Below are 10,649 nucleotides of genomic sequence, written 5' to 3'. Positions count from 1 at the left end.
AAGGCGTGCGTGAGCCACTCACGCGGTGGAGAGGGGTTCGTCTGCGGCGGGTGGAGCACCCGGGCCGCTCGGCGACTCATCCAGTTCTACCGACGCCCCACCCACATGGCAACGAGCCCGACTACTACCCGGCCTCGCAGGTGGGGGCCGAAGGCCCGAAAGCGGGTGCGTGGGCGTCCGTGCAGGTGGGAGCCCGGTGCGGGGCTCGTGTCGGGCGTCTCGGATCCACTATCCCGGGTGGTATGTGACGTGGGTCCTATGGGACGGCTCACCTCGAAGGCGTCCGGATCTCACCGAACGTAACCGCCCGTACGTTCTCGGAGCGATCCGGCGGACCGCCTCTCGGGATGGTCGCGAGTCGGCCGGTCCGCACGCGCGAACACGGCGTGGTACCGAATCCGATGCACAAACATTGCAACTTGTCCGGATGAGGGCGCTTCGTCACTCTGGTCCCCTCGGGACCGAGTCATGATCCGTAGGAGTGCCGATGAACCTGCGAGACGAACTCCCGGTCGACCATCCCCTCAACCGGGTCCACCGGATCGGTGCCGCGCTGTGCGGGCTGCTCCTGCTCGTCTTCGGCTGCCTGGGCTTCGCCGACAGCCTTTCCGCCTTCGACACCGCGGGGCGGAGCGTCGCCGGAATGTCCACCAACGGGCTGCTCAGCACCATCTCGGTGCTCGTCGGGCTGTTGCTGTTCGTTGCCGCGCTGATCGGGGGGAACTTCGCGTCGACGGTCAACATCGGCGTCGGCGTGCTGTTCGTGCTGAGCGGATTCGTCCACCTGTGCCTCCTGGGGAGGTCGGGCAACATCCTCGATTTCGGCATGACGAACGTGATCTTCAGTTTCCTGATGGGGCTCCTGGTCATGACCTTCGGTATGTACGGCCGGGTCAGCGGCGGCCTGCCCCACGACAACCCCTACTGGCAGAAGCGACACCCCGCACGGGCCGCCGGTGGCGCGGCCGGTCCGGAGCCCCGGTCGGCCCTCACGACCCTCGATGCGCACCTGCCCGGTCGGTGAGGTTCCTGCGAGACCCCGGGACCACCGCATGATCAGTCGAGAGGCGGAGAGTCATGTCCACATCCAGAGTGCCGCCGGGTGAAACACCGCCGGCAGAGGGTTCGACCGCGTCCGCGCACCCCGAGCGGGCGGACGGGGGTCTGTGGGAACACCCGGGGGTGTTCGTGTTTCTCATCGTGATCGGGGCCCTGATGATCGCCGGGTTCTTCATCGCCCGGATCTGGGGCTGGTGACCGGGTCTCCGGACGCCGGTACCTCCGGCGGTCGGGTGGCGGTGTAGCGCCACGCCGCCACCCGACCGTCCGCGGTGGCCGCCGAGCGGCCGGGGTCGCGCCGCGACCGGCCGCGTTCAGCGTCGGACGAGGGCGAGGTTGCGGTTCAGCTCGGCCAGGAAGCGCACCACGACGTGCAGTTCCTCGGGGTCGAACCGGGTGCGGACGGCGTCGGTGGACAGGGCCAGCGGGCGGAAGTACTCGCGCGCCGCCTCCCGACCTGCCTGTGCGTAGTGCACGTGCACCACGCGCCGGTCGTCGGCCGCACGCACCCTGCGGACGTGACCCGCCTTCTCCAGCCGGTCGAGGCAGGCCGTCACCGCGCCCGACGTCAGATTCATCCGCGCGCCCAGACGCCCGGGCGTCATCGGTCCGGCGTCCTCCTCGTGTTCGGCGTCGAGCACCGCGATCAGCGCCTGCACATCGGTCAGGTGCAGTCCCTGGGCGTGGGCGAACTCCTGGGCGATGCGGTTGAACTCCGCGTTCATCGCGCGCAGCAGTACGGCGAAGGACTGCAATCCGATCGGGTCGTCGCACGGAAGTACGGGCAGGGGCGTGTCGGCGCTTCGCATGGGACCAGCATATGATCTCTCGATCATTGAGATACTTTGTCATTGAGTAACCCGGGGAGAACTTTTATGACGCACACACCGCGATGGGCCCGCTGGCTGGTACCCGTCGTGCTGTTGGTGATCTGGCTCGGCATCGGAGGAACGCTCGGCCCGTACGCGGGCAAGCTCGGCGAGGTGGCCACGAACGATCAGGCCGCCTTCCTGCCGCAGAGCGCCGAGTCCACCAAGGTCGTCGAAGCGCGCAAGGCGTTCGAGCGAACCGAGTCCGTGCCCGCGATCGTCGTCTGGCAGGCTCCCGCAGGCAGTTCCGTCAGCGACGAGCAGCAGCAGCGGGCGAGCCGCGCCGTCGGCGCCCTGACGGGGCAGAAGGGCGTCGCCGCCGCGCCGTCCCCCGCCCTGCGCTCCGACGACGGTCAGGCCCTCCAGGCCGTGGTGCCCCTGGCGCCCGACCTCGGCGACGAGCTGCCCGTCGTCCTGGACGAGGTCCGCGCGGCCGTCGGGGCCGTACCCGGACTGACCGCGAGCATCGCCGGACCGGCGGCCACCCAGGCCGACCTCGCGGACGCCTTCGCCGGCATCGACGGGCTGCTGCTGGGGGTCGCGCTGGGCGCGGTCCTGCTGATCCTGCTCCTCGTCTACCGCAGCCTGCTGCTGCCCATCGTGATCATCATCGGTGCGGTGTTCGCCCTCGGGCTCGCCTGCGCGGTGGTCTACGTCCTCGCGGACAACGGGGTCGTCAGGGTCGACGGTCAGGTCCAGGGCATCCTGTCCATCCTGGTCATCGGTGCCGCGACCGACTACGCGCTGCTGCTGGCCGCCCGCTTCCGGGAGGAGCTCGCCGCCCGCGACGACCGCATGGCCGCAGCCGTGGCCTCGGTACGACGCTCGGCGGGCGCGATCACCGCCAGCGCCGCCACGGTGGCTCTCGGACTGCTCGCGCTGCTGGCCAGCGACCTCACCAACAACAGGGCCCTGGGGCCGGTCGGCGCCATCGGGATCGTCTGCGCGGTCCTGTCCACCCTCACGTTCCTGCCGGCCGTACTCGTCCTCCTCGGTCGCGCGGCGTTCTGGCCGGCCACGCCCAAGCCCGCCGACGCCACCACGGAGGGCCACCGGCTCTGGCGCCGCGTGGCGGGCGTCATCGACCGGGCGCCGCGCCGCGTCTGGGTCTCGACGACGCTGCTCCTGATCGTCCTGGCCGCCTTCGCGCCGACGCTCACCTCCCGGGGCGTTCCCCTCGACGAGATCTTCGTCAAGGACGCCCCTTCCGTCGCGGCCCAGGAGGCCCTCGGTAAGCACTTCCCCGGCGGATCGGGCCAACCCGCGGTGATCATCGCCGACGCGGCCGAGGCGGGGGCGGTGGAGGCGGCGGTCCGGGCGACCGACGGAGTGGCCTCCGCCGCGCCCGTCACCGCCTCGGGTCGACCGGGCGGCGGCGAGCCCCTGGTCGTCGACGGCAGGATCCGCATCGACGCCACGCTCGACGCCGCCGCCGACAGCGACGCGGCCAAGAACACCGTCGCCGAACTCCGCAGCCGCGTCCACGCCGTACCCGGCGCCGACGCCCTGGTGGGCGGCTACACCGCCCAGCAGTACGACACGGAACGGACGGCGGCCCGCGACCGGACCGTCATCGTCCCCGTCGTCCTCGCCATCATCCTGCTCATCCTCGTGCTGCTCCTGCGTTCCGTCCTGGTGCCCGTCCTGCTCGTGGCCACCGTGGCCCTCAACTTCCTGGCCACCCTCGGGGTCTCCGCCCTGGTCTTCCAACACCTGCTCGGATTCAGCGGCACGGACGCCTCCGTCCCGCTGTACGGATTCGTGTTCCTCGTCGCCCTCGGCGTCGACTACAACATCTTCCTCATGTCCCGCGTCCGCGAGGAGACCCTCACCCACGGCGTCCGCCAGGGCGTGCTGCGCGGCCTGACCACCACCGGTGGCGTCATCACCTCGGCCGGCGTGGTCCTCGCCGCCACTTTCGCCGCCCTCATGGTCATCCCGCTCGCGTTCCTGTTCCAGATCGCCTTCATCGTCGCCTTCGGGGTGCTCCTCGACACCCTCGTCGTCCGATCCCTGCTCGTCCCCGCCCTCGTGATCGACATCGGACCGAGGAGCTGGTGGCCCAGCTCCCTCGCCCGCGACGAGCACGCCAAGACCGTCGAGGAGGTACCGACCGCGTAAGGACGCAACACCGCCGGCCCCCGACGAGACGGGGGGCCGGCGGTGAGCGGTGCCGTGGGCCAGGGCGTCAGCGGTGACCGAGCACGTTGATCACCAGTCCGTTGGGGTCACGGACGAAGAACCGTCGCACGCCCCACTCCTCGTCCTGCAACGGGTGGACGATCTCCGCGCCGCTGTCCCGCACGAGCGCGTGGGCCGCGTCCACGTCGTCGACCTCGATGCTCATGTCGGGGACGACCGGCGCGGTCCTGTCGTCGGCCATGAAGCTGATCTGCGCCGCAGGGGTCGACGGGGAGGCGAGCGTCATGATCCAGCCGTGGTTCATGACCTCCTCGAAGCCCAGCAGGCCGTAGAACTCCCGGCTCTCGGGCACGGCTTCCGAGCGGACATTGGGCACGACACGGCGAACGGCCATCGACACTCCAAAGGGAACGGGCGACTTCGGGCCCTCCAGCACTACTACGGACCGCGCCTCGCCGCACACGTTTTCCGTCCGTGTCGACACCGACCGGACGTGATGGGGCCTTCAATGTCGGGCCCGGGCGGACGGCGACCACCCGGAGCCGGGATCGAGCGGTCACGGCCCGGCCGAACCTCTGTGGATCCTCAAGTCCCTTGCCGTTCCAGCGACACGGCGGCCACGATGGCCGACATGACTGGATTCCTGGGACAGAACACCAAGCACAACTTCGTGCTGCTCATCCGGGACGCGGACACGGTCGCGTCGGCCCTGCAGCAGGCACTGGCCGAGGCCCCGCCCGAGGAACGCGCGGGCCTGGAACGGGCCGTCGCCCTCGTCGGGTCCCACGCCGAAGCCACCGAGCCCCAGCTGCGCGCCCGTTGGGTCCGCTCCCGACTGGCCGCCGTCGGATACACCGGGGACATCGACTCCGCCTACGCCGTGAAGGCGCTGCGCCAGGCGGAACCGAAGTTGAGCCTGCTCGCCGCGGCGGAACTGCAACGGGACGCCGTGGCCCATCCCGAGTGACCCGGGGCGAGCGACTTTCCCCGAGGGCCTCAGGGTGGCGCGGTGCCCGCGGCGCGGTGGGCGCGGACGAGCTGGTCCAGGTCACCGAGCCGGTCCAGTCCGCTGACGGCACGGGCCATGCGCGGGTTGCCCTCCAACCGTTCGCGGTGGCGGTCCAGGAAGCTCCAATAGCCGACGGTGAAGGGGCAGGCGCGCTCTCCGGTGCGGTCGGTGGGCCGGTACCGGCAGCCGCCGCACAGGTCGCTCATCCGATGGATGTAGGCCCCGCCCGACGTGTAGGGCTTGGTGGTCATCAGCCCACCGTCCCCGTATTGGGACATGCCCACCACGTTCGGCAACATCACCCAGTCGTAGCCGTCCACGAACGACCGGTGGAACCAGTCCGTCACCTCGGCCGGGTTCCAGCCCCGCTGCAGGGCGAAGCTGCCGAGGACCATCAGCCGCGGGATGTGGTGCGTCCAGCCCGTGTCCCGTACCTGCGCGAGCACCGTCGACAGGCAGCGGGCCCCGACCGATTCGGCGTCGAGCTCCCGGAACCACGCGGGGACCGGTGACGTGTGCCGCAGGGCGTTGCGGTGCCGGTACTCCTCGCCCAGGTGCCAGTAGAGGTGCCACACGTACTCGCGCCAGCCGCACACCTGCCTGATGAACCCCTCGGCGCTGTTGAGCGGGACGTGCCCGGCCCGCCAGGCGTCCTCCGCCCGGGTCACGCACTCCCACGGATCGAGCAGTCCGAGGTTGAGGGAGGACGACAGCAGGCTGTGGCTCATCACGGGGTCGCCGGCCAGCACGGCGTCCTCGTGGGCGCCGAAGCCCGCGAGACGGTGGCCGACGAAGTGGTCCAGCGCGGCCAGGGCTTCGCGGCGGCTCGCCGGGAACAGCCGGGGACCGTCGCGGCCCACGAAGGTGACGCCCTCCTCCCGTTCCCAGCGGTCCAGGTCCCGCCGGACCTCCTCGTCGATCTCGTCCTCACGCGGCCGGTACGGGGCCGGCGCCCCGAGGGTGTCCTGTCCCCGGGGCGGAGGCTCGCGGTTCTCGTGGTCCAGGTTCCAACGGCCGCCCGCCGGCCGGTCGCCGTCCATCAGGATGTCGTGGGCGCGGCGGGTGTTCTCGTAGAAGTTCTCCTGGAGCAGCCGTCTGCCCTTCTGCCGCGCGGCCCAGTCGGCGAACTCCCGGTGACCGACGACGAAACCCCGCGCAGGATGCACCGTGACCTGGGGCAACGACGTCACCAGGGCGAGGGCCGCGCGCGACGTCGGATGGTGCACGGAAACCGGATCCGCGCCCACCGCCCGCGCCAGACCCTCCCGGTAGGTCTCCGCCGTGACGTACAGCGCGCTCCCACCGAGCTCGGCGGCCCGGTGCCGCATGGCACTGAGCACCAGGTGGGCCTTGGCCCGGTGGAAGCGCCGCCGCCGGAAGACGGCCCGGGACTCGATCAGGAGCCACCGGGTGTTCCTCGGGGTCCCACCGGCGGCCGTGGCGGTGAAGTGCGGGCCGAGTTGGTCGCCGAACAGCCAGTGCACGGGGCTCATGCCCCCATCCAACCAACAGGGGCCGGTCCGACGGCGGCCGACACGGCCGCGCCTACGGAGTCCCGCGCACGGCACGGCGGGTGGCGGAACGCAGCGCGAACGCCATCACCACTTCGAACACACCGAGCAGGACGAGCCACAGTCCCAGGAGGCGCGTCAGGGCGATCGCGGAGTTCACCGGGAAGCAGAGCACGACGATCCCGGCGACGGCGCCGAGCGCGCCCAGGGCGAGCAGCATCCCGCGGTGCACCAGGCCGCGGTCGGCGATCGCCACGTACGCCGTGAGGACGCCGGTCAGCAACCAGAAGACCCCGACGATCAAGGACAGGGCGCCGATGGTCTGCATCGGGTGCCGCAGGACCAGGACGCCCGCCAGGAACGCCAGCAGGGCGATCAGGACACCCGCCAGCCTGCTGCCGCCCCGGTCACTGTCCCGGGAGAAGGCGGTCACGAAGCGGAATCCACCCGCCACCAGGAGTTGCAGGCCGATGATCACAGCCAGGACGTGCAGCGTCCCATCGGGCCAGACCAGCACCAGGATGCCGGGGATCAGGGTCGCCAATGCGAAGCCGAGGGCCCAGCGCCAAGAACTTCCGAGCTGTTTCAGGAAGTCCTCGGGGTCGCCGTGCGCGTACTGCGGGGCCGTGTCGGGGGATCCGGTCATCATGCCTCCCGGGCGGGCCGACGGTTCGCAGGGGGGCATTCGAAGCCGCCGGAATTCCCGCGTTCGATCGTGCCGTTCATTTTAGGCCGTGGTGCGTGGGCCCGCCGAACCGGCGGAGGCGGCGTTCGCGTGGCGGCCCCCGAGCGGGACGTCGACGATGAAGTCATCACCGCCGCCCTCGCCCTCGACACCGAACACGGTCGGGCCACGAGGGCCGCCCGACCCCATGGGTGTGCTGCCATGGTGCTCGACCTGCTCCTCATCGCACTCGCGGTCACGCTGTTCCCGTTGCCCGTCATGGCCTTCGTGCTGGTGGTGTCCGCGCCCCGGGGGGTTTGGAAGGGCCTGGCGTTCATCCTCGCCTGGCTGGCGTGCCTCGTGGCCGTGATCGCGGCCGTACTCCTGTTCACCGACGGGCAGCCGCCACCACCGCGCTCGCCGCCCTCCGTGGCGGCGCTCGTCGCCACCCTGCTGATCGGCATCGGGCTGGTCGTCTACGGCGGGCACCGGCGTCACCGCGGCAGCGCCGCGGCCGCCCCCGCGCGAGCGGCCCCCGCGCCCTCCAAGAGGTCCCGCGTGGACGACGTCACCGGCTGGTCCGCGGCCGCCCTGGCGGTCCTCCTCCAACCCTGGGGCATGGTCGCCGCCGCTGCCGCGACGGTCGTCCAGGCCGACCTCTCCCACGCAGGGTCCTTCCTGGCCCTCGCCGCCTTCTGCGTCCTTGCCACCTCCACCCTGCTCGCCATGGAGCTCTGCCGGGTGTTCTCGCCGGAGAAGGCCCGGCACGCGCTGCTGCGCCTGCGCGGATGGCTCGAACGCCACAAGGAGCCGGCGATCGTCGTGATCTGTCTCCTGCTGGGACTGTGGCTCGTCGGCAGGAGCCTCTACCAGCTGACCGGATGACGGGAGGACCGGACGGCCGGCCCGCGGGAGCGGCGTCGGGCCGAAGGGCGCCCGGCCCCGGACTGCTTCGCTGCGGCCCGACAGCCGTCCGCGGCCGGTCAGCGGGTGGCGCGGAGCGAGGCGTCCAGGGCGGACATCAGCTGCGCCACTCGATTCCTGCCCGTCGGGGCGGGGGGATACCGGCACAGCACGGAGATCAGCACGGGTGTGGCTCGGAGCCGGGCCCGCTCGATCAGCAGGTCCCCGACGGCGGGGTCGTCGCCCGCGGTCAGCTCGGCGACGCGGGTGGCGGTCGCGGCGGCGCGCAGGATGTGGCCCACCTGGGTGGCTCGCGCGATCGGGTGCAGGTACGCGGCGGCCGCCGCGTCCCCGGCGGAGCGGGCCGCGAGGAGCGCGGTCTCCGCCCCCGCCTCCTTCGCGGCCCGGTGGGCCTCCAGCGACGTCACGCGTTGCAGGTTGCTCCTCTTCGCGCCGTTGACGAACTCCCAGGCGGCCTCGACGGCGGCGCGGGGCCGGGAATCCCCGGGCACGGCCTCCTCGAACACGGCCAGGACCTCCTGCGCGCTCTCCGCCGCGTAGCGCGTCACGACACGCAGCTCGTCCATGGTCAGTTCGAAGTCACCGGATGCCGTCGACATGCTCCCGATCCTTCCACCCGTGGCTCACGACGTCCCCGGAATTACGCCTGCCCGACCTGTACGGCTGCGTTCGATGTGCCGGTCGGGTCCGCGCTGTCTTGACTGGGGTCGTGGACAGCGATCAGCGGCCTTCCGCCATGGCGTACCGAAACCTGATCATGGCGACGGTGGGGTTCGGCCTCACGTTCTGGGCCTGGGACCTGATCGCTCCGCTGGCGCCCGGGTACAAGGACCGCCTGGGCCTCAGCTCCTTCCGGCAGTCCCTGCTCGTCGCGATCCCGGTCCTGGTCGGATCCCTGGGACGCATTCCCGCGGGTGCCCTCACCGACCGCTACGGCGCCCGGGTGATGTTTCCGCTGGTGTCCGCGCTCACCATCGTGCCGGTGCTCCTGCTGATCCCCGTCAAGAACGACTACGCGCTGCTCCTGGTGGTCGCCCTCCTGCTCGGCCTGGGCGGCACCACGTTCGCGATCGGCGTTCCCCTGGTCAATTCCTGGTTCCCGCCCGGGCGGCGCGGCTTCGCGCTCGGCGTCTTCGGCATGGGCACCGGAGGCGTGGCCCTCTCCGGCTACTTCACCCCGCGCATCGCCGCGCACGGCGAGAACCTGCCCTTCGTCGTGGTGGCCGCGGCGCTCGCCGTGTACGCCGTGCTGGCCGCGATCCTGATCACCGATCGACCCGGGCGTCCCGTACCCAGCGCTTCCCTGGCCTCCCGGCTCCGGCAGGCCGGAAGGCTGAGGGTCACCTGGGAGCTCTCGGCCCTGTACGCGATCGGGTTCGGGGGAGTCGTGGCCTTCGGCGTCTACCTGCCGACCTACCTCAAGACCTGGTACGAGCTGACCCCGACCGACGCCGGGACCAAGGCGGCCGGCTTCGCCCTGGTCACCGTCATCTTCCGGCCCATCGGAGGCCGGCTGTCGGACCGCTTCCACCCGGCGCTCGTCACCGCCGCGGCCCTGGCGGTCGTCGCCCTGTTCGCCGTGGTGCAGGCCTTCGACCCGCCGCTCGCCCCCTACGGGACCATCGCCCTGCTGATGATGGCGGCCGGGCTCGGCACGGCGGGCGGCAGCGTCTTCGCCCTGGTCTCCCAAGTGACCCCGCAATCCCAGGTCGGCAGCGTCACCGGCATCGTCGGCGCCGTCGGCGGCCTCGGGGGATTCGTGCCACCGCTGCTGATGGGCGCCATCTACAGCGCCAAGGGCTCGTACTCGATCGGGTTCATGCTGCTGTCCGACCTGGCCCTCGCCGGATGCGTGTACGCCTACGGCCGCATGCGGACCCTGCGCGCGAGCCGGTGAGTCGGGGCCGGCCCTCCCCTCAGGAACCGGCCGGACAGTCGACCTGTCGGACATCGAACGTGCGGTCGAGGGTCTTGACGATCCGCTCGAACGCCTCGGGCGTCGTCGGCGCTTGGAAAGCGTGACGGGCGGTCATGCCGTCCCGGTGGAGCATGAGCGTCCAGGGGCGGTGGGCCGCGCGGATCGCTTCGGCCGGCGGGGCGTTGGGGTGGAGCACGATCGTGTGGTCGAGGCCGTCGATCGGATAGACGAGGCCGTGCGCGGCCGCCCGGTGGGCCTGGTCGGGAAGCCAGCAGAAGCGGGCCGCCGCATCGTCGAGTCCGGCGAAGCGGTGGAGTGCGTGGAGGTGGTCCAGTGCGTGTTCGTGGAGGTCCTGGTGGCGCTGCTGCACCCATAAGGCCATGGGCCGTTTCCCGTCTCGGTCTCCGCCTGTACTTGCGCATTGAACAACGCTCGGTGCGGGCCGCCGGGGTTACGTTCCAGTACAGACCGAAACCGGACCCAGGCAGGCGTGAAATCGGTCCGTACGTCCGTCGGGGCGGGCGGGGGCCTTTACGCCGCTCGGTCCAACGGG

At 71.4% G+C, this 10,649-nt stretch carries 12 protein-coding genes; 6 read left to right on the top strand and 6 right to left on the bottom strand.

Annotation, left to right across the window (positions count from 1 at the left end; translation table 11 throughout):
* Positions 1-487 precede the first annotated feature (487 nt).
* Both ACZ58N_RS20015 and ACZ58N_RS20010 read left to right on the top strand, forming a co-directional pair.
* Positions 488-1,024, top strand: a complete 537-nt coding sequence (locus ACZ58N_RS20015; RefSeq protein ID WP_471161427.1) for a DUF4383 domain-containing protein — start codon at positions 488-490, stop codon at positions 1,022-1,024.
* Positions 1,025-1,077: 53 nt separating this feature from the next.
* Positions 1,078-1,257: a DUF6480 family protein gene (locus ACZ58N_RS20010; RefSeq protein ID WP_471161424.1), complete on the top strand. Its 180-nt coding sequence runs from the start codon at positions 1,078-1,080 to the stop codon at positions 1,255-1,257.
* A gap of 116 nt (positions 1,258-1,373) precedes the next feature.
* Here the strand turns inward: ACZ58N_RS20010 and ACZ58N_RS20005 are convergent, their stop codons facing one another.
* Positions 1,374-1,868 (bottom strand): MarR family winged helix-turn-helix transcriptional regulator, encoded by a 495-nt coding sequence (locus ACZ58N_RS20005; protein WP_471161421.1) that lies wholly within the window; start codon positions 1,866-1,868, stop codon positions 1,374-1,376.
* A gap of 66 nt (positions 1,869-1,934) precedes the next feature.
* Between ACZ58N_RS20005 and ACZ58N_RS20000 the strand changes: the two genes are divergently transcribed.
* Positions 1,935-4,049: an MMPL family transporter gene (locus tag ACZ58N_RS20000; RefSeq protein ID WP_471161419.1), complete on the top strand. Its 2,115-nt coding sequence runs from the start codon at positions 1,935-1,937 to the stop codon at positions 4,047-4,049.
* Positions 4,050-4,116: 67 nt separating this feature from the next.
* Here the strand turns inward: ACZ58N_RS20000 and ACZ58N_RS19995 are convergent, their stop codons facing one another.
* Complete coding sequence (locus tag ACZ58N_RS19995) at positions 4,117-4,464, bottom strand: VOC family protein (RefSeq protein ID WP_471161416.1); 348 nt, start codon at positions 4,462-4,464, stop codon at positions 4,117-4,119.
* A 237-nt stretch (positions 4,465-4,701) separates the two neighbouring features.
* On the opposite strand from ACZ58N_RS19995, the gene ACZ58N_RS19990 reads away from it, so the two are divergent.
* On the top strand, positions 4,702-5,037 hold the full coding sequence (locus tag ACZ58N_RS19990; RefSeq protein WP_471161414.1) for a hypothetical protein: 336 nt from the start codon (positions 4,702-4,704) through the stop codon (positions 5,035-5,037).
* A gap of 29 nt (positions 5,038-5,066) precedes the next feature.
* Here ACZ58N_RS19990 and ACZ58N_RS19985 read toward each other — a convergent pair whose 3' ends face one another.
* Positions 5,067-6,572, bottom strand: coding sequence for a cryptochrome/photolyase family protein (locus tag ACZ58N_RS19985; protein WP_471161412.1), 1,506 nt, complete (start codon positions 6,570-6,572; stop codon positions 5,067-5,069).
* A 52-nt stretch (positions 6,573-6,624) separates the two neighbouring features.
* Complete coding sequence (locus ACZ58N_RS19980) at positions 6,625-7,236, bottom strand: HdeD family acid-resistance protein (RefSeq protein WP_471161409.1); 612 nt, start codon at positions 7,234-7,236, stop codon at positions 6,625-6,627.
* Between the two features lie 129 nt (positions 7,237-7,365).
* Here ACZ58N_RS19980 and ACZ58N_RS19975 point away from each other — a divergent pair, with 129 nt between their 5' ends.
* Positions 7,366-8,139 carry a GAP family protein gene (locus ACZ58N_RS19975; RefSeq protein WP_471161407.1) on the top strand — a complete coding sequence of 258 codons (774 nt, stop codon included), beginning with the start codon at positions 7,366-7,368 and terminating at the stop codon, positions 8,137-8,139.
* A gap of 98 nt (positions 8,140-8,237) precedes the next feature.
* On the opposite strand, the gene ACZ58N_RS19970 is transcribed toward ACZ58N_RS19975, so the two are convergent.
* On the bottom strand, positions 8,238-8,777 hold the full coding sequence (locus tag ACZ58N_RS19970) for a putative immunity protein (RefSeq protein ID WP_471161404.1): 540 nt from the start codon (positions 8,775-8,777) through the stop codon (positions 8,238-8,240).
* 137 nt (positions 8,778-8,914) lie between these two features.
* Here ACZ58N_RS19970 and ACZ58N_RS19965 point away from each other — a divergent pair, with 137 nt between their 5' ends.
* Positions 8,915-10,075 (top strand): MFS transporter, encoded by a 1,161-nt coding sequence (locus ACZ58N_RS19965; protein WP_471161460.1) that lies wholly within the window; start codon positions 8,915-8,917, stop codon positions 10,073-10,075.
* A gap of 19 nt (positions 10,076-10,094) precedes the next feature.
* Here the strand turns inward: ACZ58N_RS19965 and ACZ58N_RS19960 are convergent, their stop codons facing one another.
* A complete protein-coding gene (locus ACZ58N_RS19960) occupies positions 10,095-10,478 on the bottom strand; it encodes a hypothetical protein (protein WP_471161401.1) in 384 nt (127 codons plus the stop codon).
* Positions 10,479-10,649 lie beyond the last annotated feature (171 nt).

This window comes from Streptomyces sp. NPDC040432 (assembly GCF_055595445.1).
Note: the sequence above shows the minus strand (reverse complement) of the source record. Positions and strands in the feature narration are given on the sequence as shown.